Source organism: Pseudalkalibacillus hwajinpoensis (assembly GCF_015234585.1).
Taxonomy (GTDB): Bacteria; Bacillota; Bacilli; order Bacillales; family Guptibacillaceae; genus Guptibacillus; species Guptibacillus hwajinpoensis_B.
The window spans coordinates 822,373-848,210 of sequence record NZ_JADFCM010000001.1 but is presented as its reverse complement, the minus strand read 5'-3'; the positions used below and the strand labels follow the sequence as shown (position 1 = coordinate 848,210).

Annotated in this window: 31 protein-coding genes and 1 pseudogene; 5 read left to right on the top strand and 27 right to left on the bottom strand. The window is 39.5% G+C overall.

Annotation, left to right across the window (positions count from 1 at the left end):
* Positions 1 to 164: 164 nt before the first annotated feature.
* Positions 165 to 932, bottom strand: a complete 768-nt coding sequence (locus IQ283_RS04020; protein ID WP_194218852.1) for an SDR family NAD(P)-dependent oxidoreductase — start codon at positions 930 to 932, stop codon at positions 165 to 167.
* Positions 933 to 1,128: 196 nt separating this feature from the next.
* Here IQ283_RS04020 and IQ283_RS04015 point away from each other — a divergent pair, with 196 nt between their 5' ends.
* Positions 1,129 to 2,481: an alanine/glycine:cation symporter family protein gene (locus IQ283_RS04015; RefSeq protein WP_194218851.1), complete on the top strand. Its 1,353-nt coding sequence runs from the start codon at positions 1,129 to 1,131 to the stop codon at positions 2,479 to 2,481.
* Positions 2,482 to 2,519: 38 nt separating this feature from the next.
* On the opposite strand, the gene IQ283_RS04010 is transcribed toward IQ283_RS04015, so the two are convergent.
* The 7 genes from IQ283_RS04010 to IQ283_RS03980 all read right to left on the bottom strand — a co-directional run bounded on the left by IQ283_RS04010 (position 2,520) and on the right by IQ283_RS03980 (position 8,725).
* Positions 2,520 to 4,274, bottom strand: a complete 1,755-nt coding sequence (locus IQ283_RS04010) for an ABC transporter ATP-binding protein (protein WP_194218850.1) — start codon at positions 4,272 to 4,274, stop codon at positions 2,520 to 2,522.
* A gap of 219 nt (positions 4,275 to 4,493) precedes the next feature.
* The gene (locus IQ283_RS04005; protein ID WP_194218849.1) at positions 4,494 to 5,129 is read right to left on the bottom strand and encodes a nitroreductase family protein; all 636 of its coding nucleotides are present in this window, start codon (positions 5,127 to 5,129) and stop codon (positions 4,494 to 4,496) included.
* 114 nt (positions 5,130 to 5,243) lie between these two features.
* Positions 5,244 to 5,744 (bottom strand): Crp/Fnr family transcriptional regulator, encoded by a 501-nt coding sequence (locus tag IQ283_RS04000; protein WP_194218848.1) that lies wholly within the window; start codon positions 5,742 to 5,744, stop codon positions 5,244 to 5,246.
* A 71-nt stretch (positions 5,745 to 5,815) separates the two neighbouring features.
* Complete coding sequence (locus IQ283_RS03995; RefSeq protein ID WP_194218847.1) at positions 5,816 to 6,232, bottom strand: RrF2 family transcriptional regulator; 417 nt, start codon at positions 6,230 to 6,232, stop codon at positions 5,816 to 5,818.
* 70 nt (positions 6,233 to 6,302) lie between these two features.
* Positions 6,303 to 6,653, bottom strand: coding sequence for an IDEAL domain-containing protein (locus IQ283_RS03990; RefSeq protein ID WP_242057233.1), 351 nt, complete (start codon positions 6,651 to 6,653; stop codon positions 6,303 to 6,305).
* An 84-nt stretch (positions 6,654 to 6,737) separates the two neighbouring features.
* The gene (locus IQ283_RS03985; RefSeq protein WP_194218845.1) at positions 6,738 to 7,745 is read right to left on the bottom strand and encodes an LLM class flavin-dependent oxidoreductase; all 1,008 of its coding nucleotides are present in this window, start codon (positions 7,743 to 7,745) and stop codon (positions 6,738 to 6,740) included.
* Between the two features lie 218 nt (positions 7,746 to 7,963).
* Complete coding sequence (locus tag IQ283_RS03980; protein ID WP_194218844.1) at positions 7,964 to 8,725, bottom strand: DeoR/GlpR family DNA-binding transcription regulator; 762 nt, start codon at positions 8,723 to 8,725, stop codon at positions 7,964 to 7,966.
* A 285-nt stretch (positions 8,726 to 9,010) separates the two neighbouring features.
* Here IQ283_RS03980 and purU point away from each other — a divergent pair, with 285 nt between their 5' ends.
* Positions 9,011 to 9,877 (top strand): formyltetrahydrofolate deformylase, encoded by an 867-nt coding sequence (gene purU / locus IQ283_RS03975; RefSeq protein ID WP_408962563.1) that lies wholly within the window; start codon positions 9,011 to 9,013, stop codon positions 9,875 to 9,877.
* Positions 9,878 to 9,920: 43 nt separating this feature from the next.
* Here the strand turns inward: purU and IQ283_RS03970 are convergent, their stop codons facing one another.
* From IQ283_RS03970 to IQ283_RS03950, 5 genes and pseudogenes are all read right to left on the bottom strand, one after another.
* Positions 9,921 to 10,007: a YjcZ family sporulation protein gene (locus IQ283_RS03970; protein WP_136948892.1), complete on the bottom strand. Its 87-nt coding sequence runs from the start codon at positions 10,005 to 10,007 to the stop codon at positions 9,921 to 9,923.
* A gap of 119 nt (positions 10,008 to 10,126) precedes the next feature.
* Positions 10,127 to 10,231, bottom strand: a pseudogene (locus IQ283_RS24075) (YjcZ family sporulation protein); the annotation flags it as partial.
* 378 nt (positions 10,232 to 10,609) lie between these two features.
* On the bottom strand, positions 10,610 to 11,227 hold the full coding sequence (locus tag IQ283_RS03960; RefSeq protein ID WP_194218841.1) for a flavodoxin family protein: 618 nt from the start codon (positions 11,225 to 11,227) through the stop codon (positions 10,610 to 10,612).
* Between the two features lie 110 nt (positions 11,228 to 11,337).
* Positions 11,338 to 11,640: an EthD family reductase gene (locus tag IQ283_RS03955; RefSeq protein WP_194218840.1), complete on the bottom strand. Its 303-nt coding sequence runs from the start codon at positions 11,638 to 11,640 to the stop codon at positions 11,338 to 11,340.
* Between the two features lie 85 nt (positions 11,641 to 11,725).
* Positions 11,726 to 12,322, bottom strand: coding sequence for a TVP38/TMEM64 family protein (locus IQ283_RS03950; protein WP_194218839.1), 597 nt, complete (start codon positions 12,320 to 12,322; stop codon positions 11,726 to 11,728).
* Positions 12,323 to 12,676: 354 nt separating this feature from the next.
* Between IQ283_RS03950 and IQ283_RS03945 the strand changes: the two genes are divergently transcribed.
* A complete protein-coding gene (locus tag IQ283_RS03945; protein ID WP_194218838.1) occupies positions 12,677 to 13,963 on the top strand; it encodes a hemolysin family protein in 1,287 nt (428 codons plus the stop codon).
* 54 nt (positions 13,964 to 14,017) lie between these two features.
* On the opposite strand, the gene IQ283_RS03940 is transcribed toward IQ283_RS03945, so the two are convergent.
* From IQ283_RS03940 to IQ283_RS03880, 13 genes are all read right to left on the bottom strand, one after another.
* The gene (locus IQ283_RS03940) at positions 14,018 to 14,797 is read right to left on the bottom strand and encodes a sulfite exporter TauE/SafE family protein (RefSeq protein WP_194218837.1); all 780 of its coding nucleotides are present in this window, start codon (positions 14,795 to 14,797) and stop codon (positions 14,018 to 14,020) included.
* 56 nt (positions 14,798 to 14,853) lie between these two features.
* Positions 14,854 to 15,081 (bottom strand): sulfurtransferase TusA family protein, encoded by a 228-nt coding sequence (locus IQ283_RS03935; protein ID WP_194218836.1) that lies wholly within the window; start codon positions 15,079 to 15,081, stop codon positions 14,854 to 14,856.
* A gap of 16 nt (positions 15,082 to 15,097) precedes the next feature.
* Entirely contained in the window at positions 15,098 to 16,219 is a 1,122-nt protein-coding gene (locus tag IQ283_RS03930) for an MBL fold metallo-hydrolase (RefSeq protein ID WP_242057232.1), read from the bottom strand.
* Between the two features lie 80 nt (positions 16,220 to 16,299).
* Positions 16,300 to 16,863 carry a sulfurtransferase TusA family protein gene (locus IQ283_RS03925; protein ID WP_194218834.1) on the bottom strand — a complete coding sequence of 188 codons (564 nt, stop codon included), beginning with the start codon at positions 16,861 to 16,863 and terminating at the stop codon, positions 16,300 to 16,302.
* 20 nt (positions 16,864 to 16,883) lie between these two features.
* Complete coding sequence (locus tag IQ283_RS03920; RefSeq protein WP_194218833.1) at positions 16,884 to 17,192, bottom strand: rhodanese-like domain-containing protein; 309 nt, start codon at positions 17,190 to 17,192, stop codon at positions 16,884 to 16,886.
* A gap of 11 nt (positions 17,193 to 17,203) precedes the next feature.
* Entirely contained in the window at positions 17,204 to 17,563 is a 360-nt protein-coding gene (locus IQ283_RS03915; RefSeq protein WP_194218832.1) for a rhodanese-like domain-containing protein, read from the bottom strand.
* A gap of 12 nt (positions 17,564 to 17,575) precedes the next feature.
* Positions 17,576 to 18,055, bottom strand: coding sequence for a DsrE/DsrF/DrsH-like family protein (locus IQ283_RS03910; RefSeq protein WP_194218831.1), 480 nt, complete (start codon positions 18,053 to 18,055; stop codon positions 17,576 to 17,578).
* Positions 18,056 to 18,108: 53 nt separating this feature from the next.
* Positions 18,109 to 18,369: a metal-sensitive transcriptional regulator gene (locus tag IQ283_RS03905; RefSeq protein WP_194218830.1), complete on the bottom strand. Its 261-nt coding sequence runs from the start codon at positions 18,367 to 18,369 to the stop codon at positions 18,109 to 18,111.
* 138 nt (positions 18,370 to 18,507) lie between these two features.
* Positions 18,508 to 18,876 carry a YidH family protein gene (locus IQ283_RS03900; RefSeq protein WP_194218829.1) on the bottom strand — a complete coding sequence of 123 codons (369 nt, stop codon included), beginning with the start codon at positions 18,874 to 18,876 and terminating at the stop codon, positions 18,508 to 18,510.
* Positions 18,877 to 18,989: 113 nt separating this feature from the next.
* Complete coding sequence (gene msrB / locus IQ283_RS03895; protein WP_194218828.1) at positions 18,990 to 20,117, bottom strand: peptide-methionine (R)-S-oxide reductase MsrB; 1,128 nt, start codon at positions 20,115 to 20,117, stop codon at positions 18,990 to 18,992.
* A 3-nt stretch (positions 20,118 to 20,120) separates the two neighbouring features.
* Entirely contained in the window at positions 20,121 to 21,164 is a 1,044-nt protein-coding gene (locus IQ283_RS03890) for a sensor histidine kinase (RefSeq protein ID WP_194218827.1), read from the bottom strand.
* The gene (locus IQ283_RS03885; protein WP_194218826.1) at positions 21,161 to 21,853 is read right to left on the bottom strand and encodes a response regulator transcription factor; all 693 of its coding nucleotides are present in this window, start codon (positions 21,851 to 21,853) and stop codon (positions 21,161 to 21,163) included. Before IQ283_RS03885 ends, IQ283_RS03890 begins: the two co-directional genes overlap by 4 nt.
* Positions 21,854 to 21,865: 12 nt before the next feature.
* On the bottom strand, positions 21,866 to 22,363 hold the full coding sequence (locus IQ283_RS03880) for a DM13 domain-containing protein (protein ID WP_206759427.1): 498 nt from the start codon (positions 22,361 to 22,363) through the stop codon (positions 21,866 to 21,868).
* Positions 22,364 to 22,603: 240 nt separating this feature from the next.
* Here IQ283_RS03880 and IQ283_RS03875 point away from each other — a divergent pair, with 240 nt between their 5' ends.
* Positions 22,604 to 22,972 carry a winged helix-turn-helix transcriptional regulator gene (locus IQ283_RS03875; protein ID WP_194218824.1) on the top strand — a complete coding sequence of 123 codons (369 nt, stop codon included), beginning with the start codon at positions 22,604 to 22,606 and terminating at the stop codon, positions 22,970 to 22,972.
* A gap of 89 nt (positions 22,973 to 23,061) precedes the next feature.
* On the opposite strand, the gene IQ283_RS03870 is transcribed toward IQ283_RS03875, so the two are convergent.
* Positions 23,062 to 24,039, bottom strand: coding sequence for an acyltransferase family protein (locus IQ283_RS03870; protein WP_194218823.1), 978 nt, complete (start codon positions 24,037 to 24,039; stop codon positions 23,062 to 23,064).
* Positions 24,040 to 24,377: 338 nt separating this feature from the next.
* Here IQ283_RS03870 and IQ283_RS03865 point away from each other — a divergent pair, with 338 nt between their 5' ends.
* A complete protein-coding gene (locus tag IQ283_RS03865) occupies positions 24,378 to 25,820 on the top strand; it encodes a carbon starvation CstA family protein (RefSeq protein ID WP_194218822.1) in 1,443 nt (480 codons plus the stop codon).
* Positions 25,821 to 25,838 lie beyond the last annotated feature (18 nt).

Genomic DNA, 25,838 nt, shown 5'->3' with positions numbered 1-25,838 from the left:
ACAGAAGGCATATTTAAATAAGCATAGAATACATGCTACTTTAAAAGCCAATCCATCTATAAAATTACGTTAGTTAAGAATCACCGATAACATAAAATTTGCCCCTTTTACTTTTCAGGTTACATTTATTATAAATGGGAATCGTTGTTCTTTCAAGTTGCTTTTTAGAAAGCGTGTGAAGTCGTTCCGCCATCAATAACAATATTTTGTCCGGTCGTATAGCTCGCATACGGTGATGCAAGAGATAAAAAGGCTGGAATCAATTCATCTAACCGACCAACTCGATGCATCGGATTACTTCCGTTGATTTTATTTAAAAGAATAGGATTCTCTAATGCTTTTTCGTTAAACGGCGTTTTAATAAAGCCAGGACTTATCGCATTAACAGTGATCCCGAGTGGGGAGAGTTCCTGTGATAACTGTTTTGTTAATTGCACTACAGCCGCTTTACTTGGGCCATACGGGGTGGAAAAAGGAAGTCCAACTTCACTTGCCATCGATGCAATGTTAATAACCCTAGATCCTTCGCCTTCTTTTAAATCAGGGAGAACTGCTCTAGTCATCATATAAACTGATTTCACGTTCGTTTCCATCACATCGTCCCATTCATCCGCTTCAAGATCTTCAATTGTTTTTCGAACAGTTTTCCCAGCATTATTAACGAGAATGTTAATTGTCCCTATGCTTTCATGAATGTCACTTATGATTTGCTGAATGCTTCCCTCATTCGTGACATCTCCTACAAATGCAACGACTGATCTATTTGTTTCCTTACTTATTTCTTTTGCTGCATCTTCAAGAACTTCTTTTGTTCTACCAACAATGGCGACAGTAGCTCCCGCTTCGGATAGAGCACGTGCAATTGTTTTGCCAATCCCTCTGCCTCCACCTGTAACGACGGCCACTTTATTTGTGAAATCAAAATACTTCATCTAGCATCCTCCTCTACTTTATCTACCATACAAAATATTCTTATTTCCATCCATTAGAGTGCTTCAAAGATGATGTAAAAACCTTGTTTGTATCATTATTCGACAGCATCCTAAAAAAATTATTTTGTATTTGAAAGGTAATTGTGGTAATTTGTTAGAATATTTAGTATTAAGATACATAAAGGAGGAGTTCTTATTGGAAGCAGCATTAAATAACATTAGTGGATTTGTATGGGGGTGGCCTCTGCTCGTCCTACTTGTGGGAACGGGTATTTACCTCACTATTCGCCTTGGGTTTCTCCAGTTTACCATGCTTCCATATGCGTTGAAGCAAGCCTTCACGAAGAAACAAGATAAAAACGCAGAAGGGGATATCTCTCACTTCCAGGCTTTGATGACGGCACTTGCCGCTACGATCGGAACAGGAAACATTGCCGGTGTCGCAACGGCTGTTTTTGTTGGTGGACCTGGTGCCGTTCTCTGGATGTGGATCAGTGCTCTCTTTGGAATGGCAACGAAATATGCTGAGGCAATCCTTGCTGTTAAGTACCGTTCGGTGAATTCGAATGGTGAAATGTCCGGTGGGCCGATGTACTACCTTGATAAAGGACTTAATATGAAGTGGCTTGGGATGATTTTTGCCTTTTTTGGTGCTTTCGCAGCTTTTGGAATCGGAAATATGGTACAGTCCAACTCAGTAGCAGATGCTGTCGCTACTTTCGGGATCGCTCCGTGGATTACTGGACTTGTCCTAATGTTCTTTACTGGAATGGTTATTCTCGGTGGGATTAAAAGCATCGGTAAAGTGACGGCTTACTTTGTTCCAGTTATGGCCTTATTTTATGTTATTGGTGGACTAGTCGTGATCTTTATGAATCTTAGCCTTGTTCCTGCTGCTGTTTCCCTTATCTTCTCAGACGCTTTTACAGGTGAAGCTGCTGCTGGTGGTGCCATTGGTGCCGTAATTCGTTATGGTGTTGCACGTGGAGTATTTTCGAATGAAGCTGGTCTTGGCTCTGCGCCAATTGCGGCAGCTGCTGCTAAAACCGATTACCCAGGACGTCAGGCACTTGTCTCTATGACACAGGTGTTCATTGATACGATTGTTGTCTGTTCCATCACTGGAATCGCGCTCGTTATGGGTGATCTCTATGGTGGAGATTTGAACGGAGCAGCCTTAACGACAGCGACGTTCGAGAAATTCCTGGGTGTTCCTGGAGCACTTATCGTTACAATAGGTCTTATTTTATTTGCTTATTCAACTGTTCTCGGATGGTCTTACTATGGCGAAAAATGCTTCTCTTATCTTTTTGGAGACGCGTCGATTAAATATTATCGTCTCGTTTTCGTATTGGCCGTTTTTGTCGGAACAACATTAAAACTAAACGTTGTTTGGCTTCTAGCTGATATTTTTAATGGCTTAATGGCACTACCAAACTTGATTGGACTTCTCGGTCTTTCAGGAGTTGTTGTCGCTGAGACAAAACGCTTCCTGGAGAAAGTGAAGGAAGAAAAGAGAGAAGCGCATTCAACGGGTGTATCTAATTAATACTTAAAAAAGGTGTCGGGAGCTCCCGACACCTTTTCTTATAAACTTTCTTCAATTTGAAACTGTTGCTGAGCAAGCTCTTTATAAAGACGGCTTGTCATATATAGCTCTTCATGTGTGCCCTGATCTGATACAATACCGTTTTCCATAACTAAGATTTGATCGGCATGAACAACGGTCGAAAGACGATGAGCAATAACAATCGTCGTACGTCCCTTCATTAAATTGTTCAACGCACGTTGAACCTGAACTTCTGACGTACTATCAAGACTAGATGTAGCTTCATCCAACAAAAGAATGTATGGATTTCGAACAATCGCTCTTGCAATTGCAATCCGCTGTCGCTGCCCACCAGAAAGCTTGATTCCTCTTTCGCCAATTTCTGTCTCAAAACCGTTTGGAAGATCTTGAATGAAAGGCAGGGCATAAGCTTGCTTTGCTGCCTCTTCAATTTTCTCATCCGAAACATCTTCTTCTAGCCCATAGACAATATTCTCTTTAATTGTTCCTGCTATGAGCGGACTTTCCTGAGAGACATATCCAATTTGCTTCCGCCATGAAACAAGTGAAAATTCATGAATGTTTTTTCCGCCAAGTGCGATTTCACCTTTTTGAGGTTGATAAAATCGTTCAATTAATGAAAATGTAGTCGTTTTACCGCTACCACTTGGACCAACTATTGCAGTGATTTTACCTGGTGGTACTTCAAAGGAAGCCTTTTTCAACACAAGTTCTTTCCCATAGGAAAATTCAACGTTATGAAATGAAAGCATCTTTGCTGGATCTTCAACTTCATCTCCGCTAAGTCGTTCTTCACTATCATGATCAAGTAAAAATTGCAGACGTTCTGTTGCACCCATTGCTTTTTGGATTGCTGTTAAGAACCTTGCCATTGAGCTGAATGGAATAATAATTTGAAAAAGGTATAAAAGAAAAGCGACAAGCTCACCAGCTGATAGTTCTCCTGTTGATACGCGAACGCCACCGTAGCCAACAATGACGACGAGAACCCCCATTAACAATAACGTCATAAGAGGCATAAGAAGGGCATAGATTTTCGCTTCCTTCATGCTGTAAGAGAAGACATTTTTAATGCCATTTTTCCCATTCTCTTCTTCCACATTCTCTGCCATCGAGAATTTCACAAGACGAACTTCTGATAATACTTGTGTGATTGTTGCTGTAAACTTAGCCGTTTCTTCCTGCAATCCCTTTGATACTTTATACATTCGCTTTCCGATAAAACGAATCCCAATCATCATAATAGGGACAACCGCAAGTAAAATGGCTGTTAATTTCCAATCAAGGTATAGTAATATCCCAATAGAACCGACAATCGACAGCGTACTCGTTAACAAACTAATTAAATGATTCGAGACAAGATCTTTTATTACTCCAGTATCATTCACAATACGACTTGTCGTATCCCCAACCCTATTGCTGTCAAAATAAGTTATTTGAAGGGAAAGGACTTTCTTCATTAAACGCTCTCTCAACCGAGCTACCACTGTTTCCCCTATATACAACAGGAGGTACATAGATAAACCAGAGAAGATCGCCTGAACAACAAAGGCAGCAATTAATAATGTAATAACTCCCGAAGAAAGCGAGCTACCTGAGAGCTGATCAACTAGATTTTTCGTAAAAAATGGCACGATTAATCCAGCTACGGTTCCAATCATACTCAATGCAATAGCAAGTGCTACAAGAGGCTTTGAAGGATTTGTATCACGAATTAATTTTGATAGTCCTCGCCAATTCATTTTTTTCTCCGTATTTGCTTTTTGTTCCATTATATTCCCCCTTACGATCTCTTCTTAGTATACCTTGTCTTATCGTTAAATCAGAAAACGGAATGGAAATCATTCCGACGTTTCATCATTTCTCAAATACACGCTCGCTAGAAACACTATGAAAAATAAGTGTAGTGAGACTATTGCGTTTGGCTATCAAGACTATGTTAAGACAGAAAAAAGGAAGGGACAGTGCCCTTCCTTTAACATGATTTAAGATTAGAAGCTTTCTTTCACGACAACACGCTCAAGTGGGAAGCGAGCTGTTCCATGCGCTTCAACAGCTGCTTTACCAACAGAAATAAGCATTGTTGGAACATAACGTGAAGGAATGTTAAACTCTTCTACAAGCGCAACTGGATTAAAACCACCCATTGCCACTGTGTCATAGTCTTTTGCTTTTGCAGCAAGCATCAATTGCATTGCAGCCAACGAGCTATTCTTGATTGCTTCGCTTAAAGCAAAGCCTTCTCTTTCGTAAGCGCCATTGATTTGGCTAACAAGCGTTTCTTTTATAGCATTTTCCATAAATCCTAATTCGACTGCCTGGCCATAAATTTCTTCAGCATGTAGATTAGCTTCAAGGTCTCCTAGAATAACAATAGTAGCAGAGCTATCTACGATTTGCTGCTGATTAAAAGCAATTGGAAGTAGTTTTTCTTTTTGCTCATCACTTTCAATAACAAGGAACTTCCAATGTTGAAGGTTCCAAGAAGACGGAGCTTCAATCGTAGCATTTAAAATCTCATTCATAACTTCCTCAGGAATTTCGATTCCTTTCTCAAATTTTCTTACAGAATGACGATCTTTCATAACATCTAGAACTCGATTGTTCTCTTGTACACTAACAGACATCGTTTATTTCTCTCCTTTTTCTATCCATAAAATTTCTCTATTGATGGTCTAATAACCTATCTCACCTATACTATAATGTAACATATATCATTACAGTTAGAAAACAAAAAATCATTAGCAATTGTGGCAGTATCTTCCCTTTTTGCTAGTATTTTTATTAATCAAATTCTGAAATCCATTTTTAACCTGCTTCACAAAAGAAGTTGCTGTGCGTTCAGGAAAATCAATGATTAATTTTAATCTTGATAGCTCCGTTGTTAGTTTAATTGCTAATTCAGGGTAAGCCAGATACAAAGCACGATAGGACGTTTGATCAAGTTGAATGAGCTCAACATTAGTTATTGTTTTTGCATACAAGTTTTGATGTACAAAAATAGAGCGATTGCCCAAAACATCATTCGGCCCAAGAACTGCTAGAGACTCATTCATGTTATCCGCATGATAAATGGCAATACTACCACTTTTAATAATGTATACATCGCGATTTGTATGTTCTGGCTTTATCAAAAATCTTCCGTTGTTTCTCTTGATTAGCTGACCGGATCTTTCTAATCGATTCCAATCTTTCATATTAAGCTTGCTTCCTTCATTTCTTACCACCAGACCTGTACTCATGTCTGCTCACCCCCAACGTTTTTATTGAAACTTTTTTTGTTACAGTTAAGATATAAAACAAAAACAATTACTTATAATTGTTTTTGTTTTAGGCTTTGAATAATATCACGAATCGTATATTGTTTCAAGAATGCTGTTAAATGATTCTCAGCATCTGTAAAAATATCGCCCAGTACATTTGATAAATTCGCTCCCACAAGACAATACTGATTCGAATCAGGACATCTTGGTTGAAGAGTACCTATAGAAGTAAGGTTATAGATCTTATCAAGCGTGACATCTTCTACACGACAAGATAAAGTAAACCCACCTCCAGCACCCTCTTTTGAAACGATATAACCGTTTTTCTTGAGTAAACTAAGAATTTTTCTCATACGAACGGGATGGACAGAAGCACTTCCGGCAAGATAATCACTAGTTGCCATCTGCCCTGGCTTAATTGCGAGCAAAGCCAGACTGTGTACGGCGAGAGTAAAATCACTATTCAATTGCAGCGCCTCCCAACACTTTCTTCCACTTCCATCCTATCGTACTTCTTTTGTAGCTGGCAAGAAAATTTTAACAGGGAACTGCTTCCTCCGACTCATGTCGAAGCTGCTTAAGTTGTGCAGAAAGTTCCATGAACCATTGTTTATCTTTCGTAATTAAAGAAACTTCAATAAGGTTTAACAAGAAGGATTCATCCTGTTCAAAATTTGGTTCCTCCAGCTGGGAAATACGATTCTGGAAAGTTTCGATTACTTTTCCTACAGTTTCAGGATTATCACATTCTAGAACAAATACTTTAATCGTTCCAAGATAGTTATTTACAGATTCAACATATCCATGAATTAGTTCATCATGGACTGACTTTCCTTTTACCCAATCACCTTTTTGATATTGAGTTTGTTGATGTAATTGATTCATCATCATTTACCTCCTTATTTGGAAGACTAGTTTGTGTTCCAACTGAGTCAAGGTATAGTGTAATTCTAATTATTACAGTTCATTTTGTCAAGAAGAGGGTTTCTCATCTATTTGAAATGCATCTGCAATGAGTTTATAAGACTTCAGTCGAGATTGAAAATCGTGTGTAATCGTATTAATGATCACTTCATCTGTTTGATAAGCATTTGCTAATTCTTCAATTTGTTTTTTTACCTGGGTCGGACTACCTACGATCATTCTTTTTCTGTTTTCCCGAATCCGTTCTTTATCAAACACTGTATATGGAAAGCTACGCGCTTCATCAGGGGATGGAAATCCGTCACCTGACTTTCCTTGTTCGATTAATAAGATCGATAAATCCAAACTAGATGCCAAATATTCTGCTTCTTCTTCTGTTTCACCACAAATGACAAATATAGCTACATTTGTTTTCGGTGTCTCGTTAAATTCAGATGGTACAAAACGAGAACGATATTTGTCAACCACATTCGTTCCACCATATCCATTAATGAAATGTGCAAAGGTAAACGCAAGTCCGCGCTGCGCTGCCATCATTCCACTTGCCCCACTTGATCCTAACAACCACATCTCAGGTGCCGTACTTCCAAGCGGTGTTGCTCGTACGTTCATTCTCTCAGGGTCTTCCCCTTTTAAATAGGCAGCTAGTTCGTTCACCTGCTCTAAATAGTTATCAATCCCCATACTGTTTCCCCCAGCGAGAGCTTTTGTAACATTCGGCATCCCTCCTGGAGCGCGTCCAAGTCCAAGATCAATACGATTGGGATTTAACGTTTCAAGCATACGGAAGTTTTCCGCTACTTTGTATGGACTATAATGTGGTAACAAGACCCCACCAGAGCCAATCCTCATACGCTTTGTGTTCGCTGCCAGATGTGAGATTAGGACTTCAGGACTAGACCCAGCCAGACTCTTCGTACTATGGTGTTCTGAAACCCAGAATCGATGAAAGCCTAACTTCTCAACTTCTTGTGCAAGTACTGTTGTTTCTCTAAGTGCTTCTGTTGGCGTATTGCCTCTTGATACAGGTGATTGATCAAGTACGCTTAACTTCATATTCTTTCCGCTCCTTTAATGTAAAAATCATCATTACAGTTTATCTTATCAGATGAAAAATTGTTGACCAATAAATATGCTTAATATTAGATGAACCTCTTCATACTAGTAGTTACCCTTTTAAGACACAAAAAAACGGACCGTCACGCCCAATTGGTTACGCCGGTCCATTCTTTAGAAAATCATAAGCTCTCTTTATATGACGTCATTGTAGAAACTTAAGTCTCTGCAACAACGAGCTTAACCTGATGTCGCCTTAGCATTTCCTGCACTTTCTCTTCAGGAATTTGATCCGTAATAATAAGATCAATATCTTCAAGATGAGCAAAAGTAAAAAACTCAGAACGATAGAACTTTGAATTATCAGCAAGAGCGATAACATACTGAGATTGTTGAATCATCTTTCTTTTAACCATTCCATCTTCTTCATGAGCAATGGTTAATCCCTGCTCTGATATTCCTATGACTCCTATAAAAGCAATATCTGCATTGTAGGTCGCCACCTTTTCGACTACAGCCGAACCATATAGGAAACGATGATCTTTCTCGAGTTTGCCTCCAAGAAGATGAATATCAATATGACTTCCGCTCGATAGAATATCTGCTTGATGAATGGAATTTGTAATCACTGTTGCTTGTTTTTCAAATAGAAATTCAGCGCATGACTGAACGGTTGTGGATGCATCAAGAATAACGACGTCACCTGCGTTAACATAGCCTGCGGCCATTTTGCCTATTCGCTGTTTTTCCTTTGACACAACTTTTAAGCGATCATGATAAGACTGGATCTCATGACGAAGCTGAGGAAGTACGGCTCCACCTCTTGTCCTCGTAACGGCTTCTTCTTCTTCAAGCTTCACAAGATCACGTCTCGCAGTGTCTCTTGACACTTGAAATAACTCGCAAATTTGATCTACGGATATTCTTCCGTGTTTTTTTAGATGATCTAAAATCGCTAGCATTCTTTCTTCTTGATACACTTCCTACACCTCATTTCCATGCACTTACATTATAAGTTTTCGTAAGTAATAAATCAATATTTATTAAGTGTTTTCGATTTTATATAAGTTTTTATAAGTAATGCTACTTATTTTTATTATTTCCTCTTATTGCTCCATGATGATTTTTCTCATCATTACAATGGTAAACAAGATAGAACTTAAATAGTCCGTTCACAGAAAGATCTCAGACCATAAAATCCTTTTGCGCTTTACCTTGAAATAATGTATTATTGAAAATATTTACTAGATAAATGGAGGCTAATGATGAAGGGAAATTTAGATAAAGGCATTTTATTAATATCTTGCCCAGATAGAGAAGGAATTGTTTCAGCTGTCTCAACGTTTTTATTCACAAATGGTGCAAATATTATTCACTCTGACCAGCATTCGACCGATCCTGTTTTGGGACACTTTTTTATGCGCATCGAATTTAGCCACCCTCAATTAAACGAACAATTAGGAGAACTTAAAAGGGCTTTTGAAGAAACGGCATCTCCATTTCAAATGGAGTGGTCCATAACGGCTTCTTCTAAAAAAACTCGTCTCGCTATTTTTGCTACGAAAGAAGATCACTGTCTTCAAGAGTTGATATGGAGATGGCAATTGGGGGAGCTACATGCGGAAATCGGAATGGTTATTAGTAATCATCTAGACTTTAAAGAATTAACGGAAAGCGCTGGGATCCCCTTTTATCATGTTCCAGTGACAAAAGATTCGAAAGCACAAGCAACAGCTGAACATCTTCATTTACTTGAAGAGCAACAGATCGATACGGTTATTCTTGCAAGGTACATGCAAATCATACCTGAAGAAATTATTAACCTTTATCACAACGACATCATTAATATTCATCATTCATTCCTACCAGCCTTTATCGGTGGTCATCCTTATCAACAGGCCTTTGATCGAGGCGTCAAGATTATCGGGGCAACAGCCCATTATGTGAATGCAAAGCTTGATGAAGGTCCAATCATCGAACAGGACATCACTCGTATTACTCACCGTTATAATGTGAACGATTTGAAAAGACATGGCAAAGACATTGAACGCATCGTCCTCTATCGCGCAGTGAAATGGCACCTTGAAAAGCGTGTTATTGTTCACGGCAACAAAACAATTGTTTTTCAATAATGTTCCATAAGAAAAAGCACCCGAATCGGGTGCTTTGCTTATTTTAGTAAGCCCATACTGCGCCAACGATAATCAAAAGAATGAACAATACAACGATTAGCGCGAAACCTTGACCATAACCGTAACTCATGCGTATCCCTCCCTTCATGCTAATTTAACAAGAAAGGTTTAGTAGCCATATCCTCCGCCGTAACCGCCGTAGCCACCTTTTCCGTAACCACCACACTGACCGCCGTAGTTAGCTCCACCAACTGCCGCAGCTCCAACGATAATCAAAAGAATAAACAATACTACGATCAACGCAAAGCCTTTACCGTAGCCTCCGCCATGCCCTTGCTCTTTTCCACCACTCATTAGAAAACCCCCTTTCCTGGAAGGTTACTAATACTATATGTCGTAAGAAAAAGAAGGATTAGGCTGGTGTCCATAGTTAGATAGAATTATCATTTCTACTTATTTGTCACGCTTAAATAATGCCTGCTACAGCAAGTAAAATAATGACAAGAAGAATGAAAAGAATCAGAAACAAAATCAGTTCATCCACTGAGATCCCCCCGTATTTGGTCGTTTAATAACATATGTGACTCTGGGCGCGCCGGTGAATTCGCGTTCTCGTTTTCCAATTCATAACCAGATCATCTTATTGAGATCTCGAATGAGCCGTCATTCAACAATCATTACCATAGCCTAAAAAAAAGCCCCTTCCTATTGGAAGAGGCTTAGCTCATTGCATTATTCCATCGTGTTCCCTTTAGCAGGAATAGGATTTTCATTAAAGATTCGTGCAAAATGAATTAAGTTATACGCCATTGTTTTCGCATGACCGGTAGAAAAGTCATTCTTTTGACCGTTCGCTTCGATATAAGAAGCGCCTGGTCCGGCTTCTCCAACCCAGTAAGCATCTACGTTTGGAGGAACGGTAATGCCAATATGAGAAAACCCGTATAGCACAGAAGCCGCTGCATGCTTAGCACCATCTTCGTTTCCTGTAATCACGACGCCGCCTACTTTATTGTAGTATAACGACTGCCCTTTCTCATTTGTTAATCCGCTTCCTCCGTATAATCGCTCGATTGCAAGCGTAGCGACACTACTCTTTTCACCTAGCCAGAGAGGAGTACCTAGTATGATAATATCCGCTTCTTTTACTTTTTCAAAAATAACTGGCCATTCATCTCCATGACCTTCATCTTCCGAAACACCATAAGCGATCTTATAATCGCTTATGCGAATGCTTTCAGATTCAATTCCCTCTTTCTTAAAAATCGCTTCTGCTTCTTGATAAAGAGCATCCGTGTTAGAAGTCGTTTCACTCGTTTTAAGAGAACAATTTAGAAATAGTGCTTTCATATTAATAAACTCCTCCTTCACCTTTGGTTATTCCTACCAACTATTTACCTCCTAGAAAAAAACTTAAACAAAAGAGCACTTGAAATAAGATTCAAGTGCTCTTTCCTTTGCTATTCTGTTATAAGTAATAATGGAGCCTCATTTAAGAACTTCATCATGTTTTGTCCATCTTCTGATACTTTTGCCCATGCCGGTGACTGCATTGCTTCTTCTAATTGCTCTTTTGAACTAAATTCAATAGTAGCTGTTAAGAAATAGTTCTTGTCTGTATTCATTGCTGCCGTCACATAGTTAACTTCAGCATTCGTAACGTTCGGAACATCCTTTACAAGAGCCATATGATTGTTCTCATAATAGTTCTTAAACTCATCGACATCTTTCGGTTCTTGATAAATCACTATGATTTTTGCCACTTTTCATCGCTCCCATTGATTTAGTTATTCATCTACATCATAAGGTCAGTGAAGCTGATAAGAAAGTAATATGCACCGCTAAAGTTTATACTGATCCGCTTAGCTTTTTTCGATTCGACCTCATTTTCCCGAATATAAGCAGAACAATGATGATCGCACTTGCCCATATAAACCGCGTTTGGTATTTTTCTAAGTTTGCTAAATCATGACCTACAATTGTGTATAAAATGGTTCCAGGAATTTGACCTAGCGCAGTAGCTAACACAAACGATCGAAATGAAATGCGACTTAACCCTGCAAGAAAGCTAATAAAATCAAACGATACAATCGGGACTAATCTGGCTACGAGTATTAAGAAAAAACCATTTTTCCCACTGTACCGATTGGCCTTCTCAAGAAGGTCGCTCTTCTTTGTTACTTTTTCAACAAATGCGGCTCCAAACCACCTTGCCAGCCAAAACATCACGAGAGCAGCTGCCATTCCACCTGACCAAGAAACGAGGAAGCCAAGTGGAATTCCAAAAGCGAGACCGTTAGCTGCTGTAATGACAAAGGATGGGAGCGGCGCGAGAATTCCTTGCGCAATCATTAAAGCAATACTAATAACAGGCGCCCATATTCCTAAGGAGCGAAAGTAATCAGCGAGAAGAGGGAGTGAATCAAGCGAAATAAATGAACGCATTTGAGCCAACCATGGCGGATTGATTAAAAAGGTGATTATAATAACGATTAGGAGACATACTCCTATCCCTATCAAGGGTTTGGTGGACTTTTTCATAATTAACCCCGATTCTGAAAAAACTATAACATAAACGCTCACGATATCATTATCAGGTTGGTGAGGTATGGTCACAAAAATGATCATAGCATCTTATGAATGATAAAATCTATTTCTTACAACCTGGAGCGTTCAAACATTCTCATTGAGGTAGAATTTTTTGTTTTACGTTACCCCAAAAGAGGAAAACATCGTTATAATAACGTTACAATAACTATTACATAGGAGGTGAACCCTTACAACTCTGTAAGGGCCTTATTGGAACTAATCAAAGTAATTGCTGTTCTATTGTTAATTGTATTAACGGCATTTTTCGTAGCATCTGAATTTGCGATCGTAAAAATTCGAAGAACGAGAATAGATGCACTTGCGAGTGAAGGAAATAAGAAAGCCAAAGCCGTTCAAAAGGTACTTGGTAACTTAGATGGGTATCTTTCAGCATGTCAATTAGGTATTACCATTACAGCGCTAGCTCTTGGTTGGCTTGGTGAAGAAACCGTTGAACAGCTTCTGCATCCTTTATTTGAGCTTATTAACCTTCCTGACTCAATCGCTACACCTGTTACGATTGCGCTCGCCTTTGCGATTATAACCTTCCTACACGTTGTTCTTGGTGAGCTTGCTCCGAAGACATTTGCAATTCAAAAAGCGGAAGCTGTTAGTTTACTTCTAGCTGGTCCACTTATCTGGTTCTATCGTATAATGTATCCGTTTATTTGGGCATTAAATGGTTCAGCTAGAGGCGTGGTAAAGTTATTTGGTCTTAAATCAGCGAATGAGCATGAACAAGCCCATTCTGAAGAAGAACTTCGACTCATTTTATCTGAAAGCTACAAAAGTGGGGAAATCAATAAATCCGAAATGGAATTTGTGAATAATATCTTTGAATTTGATGAAAGAATGGCCCGAGAAATCATGATTCCAAGAACGGAAATGACCTGTCTATTTTTGGACAACACTACTGAAGAAAATCTTGAGATCATGAAGAACGGTAAATATACACGTTATCCTGTCGCTGATGGGGATAAAGATAAAATCGTTGGGGTCGTAAACATTAAAGAAATTTTAACACAGTACAAATGGGGCGAAGAGCTTATACTTAATGAATACATCCACCCCATTAATCACGTTATTGAAACAGCTCATATTAAGACACTGCTAGCGAAAATGCAAAAGAGTCATAATCATATCGCGATCGTAGTCGATGAGTATGGTGGAACGGCCGGACTCGTTACTGTGGAAGATATACTTGAAGAAATTGTTGGCGAAATTCAAGATGAATTTGATTTTGATGAAAAAGCGCCTATACGAGAAGATTCAAATGGACAAACAATCGTCGATGGAAAAGCTTTAATTAGTGATATCAATGAGCTACTCGGAACATCAATTGATCATACTGAAGTGGATACAATTGGTGGCTGGATCTTAACTCATGATATAGAACCGGAACAAGGAACATCATTTACCGTAGACGGCTATCAATTTACAGTTCGTGAAGTTGATGGACATCAGATTAAAGAATTAGAAATTAAGCAACAAGTATAAAAAAAGCTGTCTCCTCAAATTGCATGTAGCAATGAGAGAGACAGCTTTTTTCGATTATGAGAGAAGGTCAATCCAAATCTTAATAGACGTTCCAAGAATAAGGGCAGCAAGCACCCATTGAAGAATTTTTGTATTTATTTTCTTACCAGCATTCGCACCAAGTGGCGAAGCAATTAAGCTTGCGACAATCATTATCGCAGCAGGAAGTAAAAGAACCTGCCCTGTTGCGAGTTTTCCAACCGTCGAACCTATCGAAGAAATAAACGTGATCGCAAGAGAAGATGCAATCGTCATCCGCGTCGGAATCTTTAGCACGACGAGCATGATCGGAACGAGAAGGAATGCTCCTGCGGCGCCAACGATCCCAGCGCCAATACCTACAATAAAGGCAAGAGCTGATGAAAGTAGTTTATTGAATTTCACCTGATCAAGCGGTATATCATCAATGCCTTTTTTCGGTATAAACATCATGACAGCTGCAATCGCAGCAAGCAGTCCATAGACGACATTGATTCCCTGTTCGGACATAATGGTCGAACCATATCCTCCAATAAAACTACCGATTAGAATACTAACCCCCATGTAGAGGATCAATTGCTTATTAAGATAACCACCTTTACGGTAAGCCCAAACACCACCAATGGTTGCGAAGAATACCTGAACTGCACTAATACCAGAAACTTCGTGGGCACTAAATGCCGCAAAACCGAGTAGTGGTGGGATATAAAGTAGCATCGGGTATTTAATAATCGAGCCACCGATTCCAACCATTCCTGAAATAAAAGATCCAATAAATCCAATTGCAAAAATCGTTATTATAAAACTCAAATCCATCCTGTTCACCCCTTACATTAAAACGGAGGTACTTATCCAGTACCTCCTATCATTTACTAAGCTTTTTTAATCCAGAAATAGAACACGCCGTCTGTTTCTTCAGACTTCATTAGTTCATGACCACCTGATTTCGCCCATGCAGTAAGGTCACTTTGAGCTCCTTTATCAGTCGCTTGAACTTCAAGAACTTCACCTGACTCCATGTCTTTCATTGCTTTTTTTGTTTTTACGATTGGCATTGGGCATGCTAGCCCTTTTGTATCTAATGTTTTTTGTGCATCCATTTGTAATTCCTCCTTATTAGTTAACCGCACAGCGGTTTGGTCCAATTTCCATTTCTCTTTTTGTTTCTTCATCTGGGGTAATTTTCCCCATATTTGTTTCACGAATTTCCTGATAAGCATTAGGCTGTGGAGGAAGATTTTCGGTTACCATTTTTCTGAAATCTTCTTCCTTCTCCACATTTAGACCATCATTCTTTTGGTAAAGATCCTGGAGTTTTGCAGACACGGCTCCATTTTCATCAAGCTCAGCCATTTTTGAGAAGTGAGCTGGAAGAACAACTAATTCCCCTGCCATCTCTTTATACCGGTTATAAAGTGTTGTGCGAAGGTCAAGAACCCAATCTTCAGCTTTGCCAGCTAAATCCGGGCGACCAATTGATTCAACAAATAGAATATCACCAGTTAAAAGGTAAGCATCATTGATCATAAGTGACGTACTTCCTATGGTGTGTCCTGGAGAGTAGATCGGTTCAACTGTTACGTTTCCAATAGACACTGAAGTTCCTTCTTTAAGTGCTGAATATTCGAAGGTTACTTCACCAGCATCTTCTTCTGGAAGGTAATACGTTCCATTTACCTGGTCAGCTAACGACTTCCCCCCAGAAATGTGATCTGCGTGAAGATGTGTATCAAATGTTGCTTTAATCGTAAGACCTTTGTTTTCTGCAAAGGTTGTGTAATTCTCAATCATTCGATTCGCATCCATAATAGCAGCCTCTCCATTTGATTCAATCAAATATGAAAGACACCCTTTACCAAGGCGAACAAATTGATAGAGTGCTCCTCCCGGAAGATCGCCTACTTTAACAGGCTCAAGGTATTCACTCCATGCCTTCATTCCGCCAGAAAGATAAGATACATTCTCCATTCCCGCTTCAACGAGTTCTTCACCTACAAAGATCGAAGAACCTTCTTTTGCACATACAACTAGAATTTCTTTATCCTTTGGAAGCTTTGGCAGGATCTCTTCAACGCCGTCAATTAAATCGAAGTAAGGAACATTCATAGACGTAACAGATTCTCCTTCGATTTTCCAATCGCCATAAGCTTCTTCATTTCTTACATCGAGAATAAAAAGCTCTTGCTTATTAATCACTTTTTTTGCTACTTCACTTGCATGTTTTTGTTTCAAATCCACCTCATATACCCCCATCCGTATTTATGATTCCAAAAAAAATTAAGTTGTACGCGGGGAAAAAATCCCCGCCCTTTTATCTTCTAAAGATCAGATGTAGTAGGACCATCCCACTCGGACATTCCTGGCACAACATTGATCACATCATAGCCATTTTCAGATAACTTTTGAGCCGCAAGATCGCTTCTTGTACCTGTACGACAAACTACATAAATCTTCTTCCCTTTATCTAACTCTGCCATACGGTTATCTAAATCGCCAAGTGGCAAAGAAATCGCATTTGGAAGGTGACTGAACGCATATTCTGCTGGTTCTCTTACGTCAACGATCGTCATTTCATCATCTGAGAGTTTAGCTGTAAGATCTGCATTTGAAATCACATGTGGATGACTCTGCTCAAGTGTCGTCTCACCATCTGAAGCCTTACGAAGATAATGTTTCAAAACGTCACCTTCTTCAATTGTTCCAAGATAGTGATGCCCTACTTTGTCAGCCCATGCCTTAAGATCTGCTTTTGATCCTTTATCTGTTGCTAGAATTTCAAGAACGACTCCTGATTCAAGATCCTTCATCATTTTCTTCGTTTTCACAATTGGCATCGGGCACGCTAGGCCCTTTGCATCGAGTACGTGATCAGTTTGTATCATTAGTCTACCTCCTGTAGTCGTTATTCTGTTTCTCCAGTCCATTCAAGCATGCCGCCTGTCATATTTAACACGGAATACCCGTTTGATTTTAGAACCATAGAAGCCATGCTGCTTCTGCCACCTGATCGGCAGACGATAATATGCTCCGTATCCTTATCAAGCTCATTCATTCTTCCCTGTAATTCATTAACCGGTAGATTGTAGGCACCAGGAATCTTTCCTTCTGCCACCTCTTCTGGTCCGCGAACATCGACAATACTAATTGATTTATTTTCCTTCAACATGTTATTCACTTCAGTTGGCGTTACATCTTTTACATAACCAGACATTCTAATTCCCCCTATTTCCACATATTCATTCCGCCGCGAACATTCGATACAGCCGTGAATCCTTGTCTCTTCAATTCTCCGCAAGCTTTTGAACTTCTCATTCCACTTTGACAAATCACGACGACTTCTTTATTAGGATCCAGTTCTTTTGTGCGTTTGCTAAGTTCGTTGAGCGGCATATTTTTAAATTGCTTCACTTTTTGACCTTTATATTCACCAGGTGTACGAACATCAATAAATTGAACATTGCGATCGCCAAACTTCCTTTTTGCTTCTTCAGAGGTGATCGTTGTTACACCTTTTCCTGGTCCTACCTTTTTATAAATGAACCATCCAGCTATCACAATGACAGCTATTAGCAAAAGTTCCATTCTTTTCGCTCCTTAAATGAAGAGATTGACGTTACCATCTTCAGCGTCGCCTAGATATGCAGCAACACCTGCATACTCGATTTCTTCTAGCAGCTCATCCTTTTGAAGACCTAAAAGATCCATTGTCATCGTACAAGCAACGAGCTTCACTTCCTGTTCTTGCGCAAGCTCAATCAGCTGCGGAAGTTCTGTTACATTGTGCTTCTTAATGACGTTCTTAATCATCTTCTTACCCATTCCACCATAGTTCATTTTTGAAAGACCCATTTTATCAGCACCGCGGGGCATCATTTTGCCAAACATTTTCTCTAGGAACCCTTTATTGACTTCAACTTGCTGATCTTTCCTAAGAGCGTTTAACCCCCAGAATGTATGGAAAATGGTTACCTCATGGTCATATGCGGCGGCACCATTCGCGATAATGTAGGCAGCCATTGCTTTGTCGTAATCTCCACTAAATAGGACAATCGTTGTTTTCTTTTGTTCACTCATTCTATTTCCTCCTCTTATACACCTAGGGGTATATAATGTGTTAAATTTTTTTATTATCGACTTCTTACTAAAAGATTAACAGCTTCCTTCACAACATCATCAGTAGATTCTCCCTGTTCAATCTGTTGGTGAAGACACTGTTCAAGATTTGAACTTACAATTAATCCAATCGAACGATCGATACCAGAACGAGTGGCAGAAAGCTGATTTACAATGTCTTCACAGCTTTTCTCTTGTTCCATCATCTGGATAACACCGCGAATTTGTCCTTCAATTCGCTTCAATCGATTCATAACTGCTTTATCGTATTGCATTGCATTTCCTCCTCACCTTATACCCTGCGGGGTATAAAATCAAGTAAAAAAATTTATCTGTAAATCGAATTCGTTTGTGTTTTTTAATACCTATAGGGGTATTATAACGCACCTGTATGAAATGTCAACACCCTGGTTTTAAGAATACCAATTGATTTGAATAATAAAATACGTGGCGATCAGTGCAATCATTAACAACACTACTATAAGAAGAAACACAACAATCCATGAAGAAGAAGGAACCTCAAATTTCATAATGCGTTTTTTCGTTCGGTAGAACTGCACCGCTCCTCCGGCGATCGTTAATAATCCAAAAAATAAAGATGAGAAACTAATGAACACGGCGACCTGATCATCAGCTCTCTCTCCAGCAGCTCTAGTAAAATGTAAGCTTGCTGTTAGAAAACCAATACCAATGATCGCAATAGAAGTTCGAACCCATGCTAGAAACGTGCGCTCATTCGCTAATAACTGTTGCACACGTCCATCTGCCTTTTTATTTTCCACCCTTATTCACCTCACATGATATGTATTATATACCCCTTAGTGTATGTATTCAATGTAGAAATCTTATTCAACTACTCTTATTCTTCTATCATGAACAAAAAAAGCAGAATCCATTAGGATTCTGCCCCTTCTTCAAATTCATCCAAATATTCTCCGTAACCCTTTTCTTTCATTTCGTCTTTTGGAATAAAATCAAGCGCTGCAGAGTTTAAGCAATAGCGGAGACCTGTTGGTTCAGGGCCATCTTCAAACACGTGACCTAAATGAGAGTCAGCGTTCTTACTTCTTACTTCCGTCCTAACCGTAAACCAGCTTTTATCCTCTTTCTCTACAATGTTCTCAGGTACAAGGGGCTTTGTGAAGCTAGGCCATCCTGTTCCTGATTTATATTTATCCGCTGAACTAAAAAGAGGTTCTCCTGAAACGATATCGACATAGATTCCTTCTTCTTTGTTATCCCAATACTCATTATCAAAAGCTTTCTCTGTGTCGTCCTCTTGCGTCACACTATATTGAATCGGTGTAAGCATCTCTTTTAGCTCTTCATCAGAATACGTGAGATTTGTCTTCGCTTCTGGTGCATCTACCTCAAGATCATCTCCCCATGCTTTCTCAAGAAACTGATCTCGTCCTGAATTATTTCGATAATATTTATAACGCAGTTCATTTTCTTTGTAATAATCTTGATGATACTCTTCCGCTACATAAAATGTTTCTGCTTGTTCGATAGGCGTGACAATAGGTTTATTAAATCTGTTTGAACTTTGAATTTCTTCCTTAGACGCTATAGCAGCTTTCTTTTGCTCTTCATTATGATAGAAAATTCCAGATAAATATTGGTCTCCCCTATCAACAAACTGTCCTTCATCATCAGTAGGATCGATTTGTCTCCAAAATACATCTAACAATGTATCATAGCTCACAACGGAAGGGTCATAATATACTTGGACAGCTTCTACATGCCCGGTTCCACCAGAAGATACCTCTTCATAAGAAGGGTTTTCTGTATTCCCGCCAGTATAGCCTGAGACCGCTTCTCTTACGCCATCTAATTTCTCAAACGGCGGCTCCATACACCAGAAACATCCTCCTGCAAAAGTCGCCACCGCTTCATTATCCTGTACAGCTTGTGCTGGCTCGCTTCCATAAGAACGTTTAAAAATCACATCATAAAGTTTTGGAATAGCAAATACGAGCACTGCCGCAATTCCAATTAACAGAAACCATCTCGTTATCTTCATTCATTATTCCTCCTTCTTCTCAAGTGGAAGCATAAACCAAAATTCGCTGCCATGACCTACGTTACTTTCAACGCCTATCTTCCCTCCATGAAGCTCAATCAATTGTCTCGATATGGCTAGACCCAGTCCGGAACCCCCGTACCTTGTGTTACGCGATTTCTCAACACGGTAAAAACGATCAAAAATCCGTTCTTGTTCTTCTTTCGGAATTCCGTTTCCTTCATCTCTTATAAAAAAGAGAGCAGCTGTCTCAACCTTTTTCAGTGTAATATGGATCGTAGAATGATCATCTGAGAACGCGATTGCATTTTGAATTAAGTTCGTAAGCACGCGTTTGATATGGTCTGGCATCATAGGGATGACACCTAACTCTTCATCAATTTCAACTGCAAGTTCAATCTCTCTCTCTTGTAGCTTGCGATCGAACTGCTGTAGCGTTTCAACTAAAACGACGTCAGGGTGAACGAATCTAGGTTCATATGGTAAAGTGCCGCTTTCTAGTTGAGATAAATTCAACAGCTCTTCAATCAAGTGGCTAAGCCGTTCTGTTTCTCTTTCGATCGTATCTAGATACTGTCTTTTTGTTTTCTCATCTGTAACGACGCCATCTTGAAGTGCTTCAGCAAAGGATCGAATCGAAGAAACAGGTGTCCTTAAATCATGAGAAACGTTCGCAATCAATTCTGTTTTGTATTGCTCCGAACGCTTCACTTCTGAAAACATTAGATTTAGCTTCTCGGACATCACATTGAAATGCTGTGCAAGCTCCTGTATTTCTGTTGGCCCTTGCTCTGCCACCTTGACATCGAACTTTCCTTCAGCGATTCTGCTCGTATCTTCCGTCATCTGATTCACTGACTTCAAAATTTGCGATGTGAATATAAAATGAGCCAACATCGATAGAGAACCAGCTCCAATCGTAATGAACGTAAGGGTGAGGATCAGTTCAGGTGAAAGGACCATTCTTACGTAACTAATAATGAGAAAGACTAGGATAAAAGCAATCGATATCCCATTGGCAAGCATTAGCATCGTTCGCAATTTCATGTTGATTCTCCTTCAAACTTATACCCGATGCCCCATACGGTTTTAATCCATTTAGGCTCTGCTGAATCTTTTTCAATTTTTTCACGTAGACGTCTTATATGAACATTTATCGTATTGCCATCACCGTCGAATTCATATCCCCATATCGCTTCAATCAATTGTGAGCGAGGAAAGACACGTGTAGGATGACTGGCTAACAAATAGAGAAGTTCAAATTCCTTAACAGTCAATTCCACTTCATTCCGATCGACTGTTACTTTTCTTCGAGATTCATCAATTGTAAGCTCACCGTACGTTAAGAAAGAGGCCTTCTCCGCATGTTGTCGTTTCGTCCGACGCAATATATTTCGCACTCTAAGAACAAGCTCTCTTGGGCTAAACGGTTTAGTTAAATAATCATCCGCGCCGACCGTTAATCCTAAAAGACGATCTCGTTCCTGACCTAAAGCTGTCAGCATAATTATAGGAACATCATCGACCGCTCGAATCTCCTCCGCCGTTTCCATTCCATCTTTTAACGGCATCATCAAATCAAGTACAATGAGATCTGGCTTCTCTTTTTCCCACCTACTTATAGCCTCTTCTCCATCTGCTGCAGTAATCACGTGATACCCATCTCTCTCCAAATACCTCCTACTAACGTCAAGTATGGATTCTTCATCATCCACTAGTAGGATTTTCTCTGCCAATGCACTTCACCTCTATTCCTTATGAAACAGTTCCGCAAAGCCGAAATCAACTTCAAAAGCTTTGCACCAAACGACAATCCGATCGCCTTCTTCAAGTGAAGACGAATCAGGAATGCGATAGTTCTGACTGCCAACATTTCCTTTCAATTTCCCAAGTATCGTTCCTTCATCTGTTGACTGCCCTTCTTTTACGAGTACAGTATATAAGTCAGGACCATTCGTCACTTCGAAGTTCTCAAACCTAACCCATTGTTTCGAATCGGTGTAAAACGATGTGACGTCACCTGAAGCATGATGGGTATCATCACCATCGACGAACATCCCTGAGTGGGATACAGCTGGTGATTCTTCATTGGATGTCTCTTCAGCATTAGTTGTTGCTTCAATCGTTGTCGGGAGATCTTCATCAACCACTTCATCAAGAAAAAGAGGAGAAACCATCCACCATCCAACCACGATCAAAAGCACAAGAAAGATACTTCCAATCCATCCTTTCTTACTCATCAACATCGTTCCTTCCTCTTATAGGATATCCTCATCATAAGAAATAAAAATTAGTGATTTCTGAAGAAAGTATTACGATTTGATTAACTCTTCTCTAGTGTAACTCATTTTAAACGTTGCGTAGATGTTTGATCGGTTTTGAAAAGGGGTCCGGGTGTATCATCATTTTTCTGGTTAAACAAAGCTATAGGTGATAGGATATGAGTATAGAATTCAACCATATATTTATTGTAAGGAGTATATACGATGAAAAAATATAATATTCCTGTCGAAGCTGCCCTGGAAGTGATCGGAGGAAAGTGGAAAGTCGTCATACTCTGTCATTTAATAGAAGGCACAAAGCGTACAGGTGGACTTAAAAAGTTGATGCCTGGCATTACTCAGAAAATGCTGACCCAACAGCTACGTGAGTTAGAGACAGATGGTGTGATACTAAGAAAGGTCTATAACCAAATCCCCCCTAAGGTTGAATATTCTCTTACGGACTATGGATGGTCTTTAAAAGAAATTCTGGATTCACTTTGCGCTTGGGGAGAACAACATATTGAGAAAACCTATCCGTGTAAAGAAGACGTTCTTCTTCAGCCTGAAGAGCGTGACACAATGAAAGCCTAATTGCCATTCTTTCCACGGAGCTCATGTCAGAATCAACCATCCCATATAAAAAACGGTACGCCACTCAATAGTGACGTACCGTTTTTTTGTTATCTTCGTGCAGATGTCAATTTGTCAGGAGATGGTAGCCACCTGTCGAACGCCAATAGTTTCGAAAAGAAAGGCATTGCGAACAAAGTGGAAATAAATAAAGTAAAGACTAAAATAAAAGGTACGCCCCATATCGTGGCGATAACTTCAGACGACTGCTGTTCTAAGAACCATTTAATAACAAATCCATGGAACAAGTAAATCGCAAAAGTTCTTGATCCGAGTGGTGTAAATACAATTGGTCCCTCTGGAATCATTGAAAAGAACAAGAACATCACAATTGCTGTACCAACATAATAAGTTAGTCGAATCAACAAGTCTGTGTTTGATTCATAAACATACGTACCATAAAGTAGATCAGCAAGTCCTTCTATTTTGTATAAATAAAACAGTAGGAACAATCCGCCGAGCACAACAGGGGCTATCCACTTCATATGTGGAAATCTGATCGGTTTTTTTCGACATCCCATGACCATCCCAAGTACGAAGAAAGGCAAGAAAACAAAAAGTCGATCTAATGATAAAAATCTCTCAACATCAAAATAACCCACAGCGAGCCCTGCACCAATACTTAATGGAAGCAAAATGCTTGCTTTCATTTTAAGCAAAAGCGGTGAAATCAGTTTATAAGCGGCTATACATAAAAGGAACCACATTGCCCATCGCGGCGTTAGAAACTCGATTGCAAATGACTTTTGATAAAGGTTTGTATAATAAATCGAATAAACAACTTGAAAAATCACATAAGGTAATAAAAATGTTGTGAATATTTTCCAGAAATACCTAGTTCCAGATGCTTTTCTAGTGAAATAACCAGCTAGGAAAATAAATGCAGGCATGTGAAAAATAAAAATAACGTGGTAGAGACTATACAAAAAACGTGAATCGTCAATAAATGGAGTCAGCATATGTCCGCCCACTACTAACAATATTAATATAGCTTTACTATTATCAAAATACGCAATACGTTCTGACACGAAAAACAACCTCCTCAAAGGATTGAAAGACGATCACACGTATCGTCTTTCTCTATATACCCACTTTTTCGTATTTTCACCCTATATCTTTGTAAGTTATTCGCACCTTACCTATATTAATCTGTCAATATCACCAAAAGAAAGAATATTCAGATGATTTTTTCGTGTAATTCACACCCTTTTTACTAGTTAACACCAGGTCAAACGAACCAATTTTTAGTGAAAACGTTTGAATTAATAGAAAAATGTATTTTTTCTGAATAATTCTATTGTTTTTTCTCCCGGTGGTGAGTAGAATGAATGTTATATTTTCATACATCGAAAAGGAGGCGGGAGACATGATCACATTTGTCGGAGCCATTTGTTTATTGATTGTTGGCTATTACGTTTATTCTAAGGTGGTTGAACGAATTTTCGGCATAGACGATGATCGTGAAACGCCTGCATATACAAAGCAAGACGGCATGGACTTTATGCCAATGAGCTGGTGGAAAGGAAGTTTGATTCAGCTACTTAATATTGCTGGACTAGGTCCTATTTTTGGAGCCGTTCTTGGTGCTCTTTATGGACCAGTTGCGTTTATTTGGATCGTCATTGGTTCCATCTTCGCAGGGGCTGTTCATGATTATTTCTCCGGTATGATGTCGCTTAGACATAACGGTGAACAATATCCATCTCTCGTAGGTCGTTACCTTGGGAAGGGCGCAAAAGGAACAATCAATATTATCTCGATCGTTCTGATGATTCTAGTAGCTGCTGCCTTTACAGCTGGACCTGCCCAACTGATGGCGCAGGTTACACCGCTTAATTTTACAATGAGCTTAGTCTTAATCTTTGCTTATTTCGTTTTAGCAGCCATTCTTCCAGTTAATAAAATTATTGGGCGTATTTATCCGATTTTCGGCGTCATTCTTATTCTGATGGCCGTGTCAATCGCAATCGGCTTGTTCTTTATGGACAATCCTGTACCAAACTTAACACTAGCCAATCTTCATCCAGATAATTTGCCATTATGGCCACTCTTAATGATCACAGTATCTTGTGGAGCGATTTCAGGATTCCATTCGACTCAAAGCCCAATCATTGCAAGAACAATGAAACGTGAAAGCGATGGAAAAAAGGTTTTCTATGGAGCGATGATTGCAGAGGGAGTCATTGCTCTTATCTGGGCGGCTGCCGGAATGACTTTCTTTGGAAGTACAGGTGGACTTCAAGGTGCCCTTGCAGCAGGAGGACCGTCTGGGGTTGTAAATGAAATCAGTTCATCCTTACTTGGAACGTTTGGAGGCATCTTAGCAATCGTTGGCGTCATCATACTTCCAATCACAACGGGGGATACATCACTTCGATCGTCTCGAATGATGTTAGCTGATTTGTTTACTAAAAAAGGAAAGTCAGAAGTGGCAGATGGAAAAGGCAAAACGCTTTTGTTAACGGCAGCTGTTGCCACACCAACTTTTCTTTTAACCCAAATTGATTACACTTTCCTTTGGAGATACGTAGGATTCACGAATCAGCTTGTTGCCACTGTGATGCTTTGGACAGCGGCCATGTATCTAGTTAAAAAGCAAAAATTCCATTGGATTTGTAGCGTTCCAGCACTTTTCATGACTATGACCGTAGCTACCTATCTCTTTCTTGCACCAGAAGGATTTCAGCTACCTTATGCGACATCCATGTTCATGGGTGGAGGCATCACATGTTTAACTGCTGGATGGTTTGGTTATCAGCTGTGGAATGCACGCAAAAAAGAAAACGTACCAGTAGAAAAAGTAGCATAGAAAAAAGAACATTCCTCT

What these genes read in the sequence shown, in the direction of transcription:
- IQ283_RS03970 (WP_136948892.1), bottom strand. Translation starts at nt 10,007, where the DNA reads ATGAGTTACGGTTATGGTCAAGGTTTCGCGCTAATCGTTGTATTGTTC.
- IQ283_RS03905 (WP_194218830.1), bottom strand. Translation starts at nt 18,369, where the DNA reads ATGCAATACGATAAAGCAGTTATGAATCGATTGAAGCGAATTGAAGGA.
- IQ283_RS03960 (WP_194218841.1), bottom strand. Translation starts at nt 11,227, where the DNA reads ATGAAAGCACTATTTCTAAATTGTTCTCTTAAAACGAGTGAAACGACT.
- IQ283_RS03985 (WP_194218845.1), bottom strand. Translation starts at nt 7,745, where the DNA reads ATGAAGTTAAGCGTACTTGATCAATCACCTGTATCAAGAGGCAATACG.
- IQ283_RS03920 (WP_194218833.1), bottom strand. Translation starts at nt 17,192, where the DNA reads ATGTCTGGTTATGTAAAAGATGTAACGCCAACTGAAGTGAATAACATG.
- IQ283_RS03910 (WP_194218831.1), bottom strand. Translation starts at nt 18,055, where the DNA reads ATGAGTGAACAAAAGAAAACAACGATTGTCCTATTTAGTGGAGATTAC.
- IQ283_RS03875 (WP_194218824.1), top strand. Translation starts at nt 22,604, where the DNA reads ATGAAAAAATATAATATTCCTGTCGAAGCTGCCCTGGAAGTGATCGGA.
- IQ283_RS03990 (WP_242057233.1), bottom strand. Translation starts at nt 6,653, where the DNA reads ATGATGAATCAATTACATCAACAAACTCAATATCAAAAAGGTGATTGG.
- IQ283_RS04010 (WP_194218850.1), bottom strand. Translation starts at nt 4,274, where the DNA reads ATGGAACAAAAAGCAAATACGGAGAAAAAAATGAATTGGCGAGGACTA.
- IQ283_RS04000 (WP_194218848.1), bottom strand. Translation starts at nt 5,744, where the DNA reads ATGAGTACAGGTCTGGTGGTAAGAAATGAAGGAAGCAAGCTTAATATG.
- IQ283_RS03880 (WP_206759427.1), bottom strand. Translation starts at nt 22,363, where the DNA reads ATGTTGATGAGTAAGAAAGGATGGATTGGAAGTATCTTTCTTGTGCTT.
- msrB (WP_194218828.1), bottom strand. Translation starts at nt 20,117, where the DNA reads ATGAAGATAACGAGATGGTTTCTGTTAATTGGAATTGCGGCAGTGCTC.
- IQ283_RS03865 (WP_194218822.1), top strand. Translation starts at nt 24,378, where the DNA reads ATGATCACATTTGTCGGAGCCATTTGTTTATTGATTGTTGGCTATTAC.
- IQ283_RS04005 (WP_194218849.1), bottom strand. Translation starts at nt 5,129, where the DNA reads ATGTCTGTTAGTGTACAAGAGAACAATCGAGTTCTAGATGTTATGAAA.
- IQ283_RS03925 (WP_194218834.1), bottom strand. Translation starts at nt 16,863, where the DNA reads ATGATACAAACTGATCACGTACTCGATGCAAAGGGCCTAGCGTGCCCG.
- IQ283_RS03940 (WP_194218837.1), bottom strand. Translation starts at nt 14,797, where the DNA reads ATGGATTTGAGTTTTATAATAACGATTTTTGCAATTGGATTTATTGGA.
- IQ283_RS03915 (WP_194218832.1), bottom strand. Translation starts at nt 17,563, where the DNA reads ATGGAACTTTTGCTAATAGCTGTCATTGTGATAGCTGGATGGTTCATT.
- IQ283_RS03890 (WP_194218827.1), bottom strand. Translation starts at nt 21,164, where the DNA reads ATGAAATTGCGAACGATGCTAATGCTTGCCAATGGGATATCGATTGCT.
- IQ283_RS04020 (WP_194218852.1), bottom strand. Translation starts at nt 932, where the DNA reads ATGAAGTATTTTGATTTCACAAATAAAGTGGCCGTCGTTACAGGTGGA.
- purU (WP_408962563.1), top strand. Translation starts at nt 9,011, where the DNA reads ATGAAGGGAAATTTAGATAAAGGCATTTTATTAATATCTTGCCCAGAT.
- IQ283_RS03935 (WP_194218836.1), bottom strand. Translation starts at nt 15,081, where the DNA reads ATGGATGCACAAAAAACATTAGATACAAAAGGGCTAGCATGCCCAATG.
- IQ283_RS03950 (WP_194218839.1), bottom strand. Translation starts at nt 12,322, where the DNA reads ATGCGTTCATTTATTTCGCTTGATTCACTCCCTCTTCTCGCTGATTAC.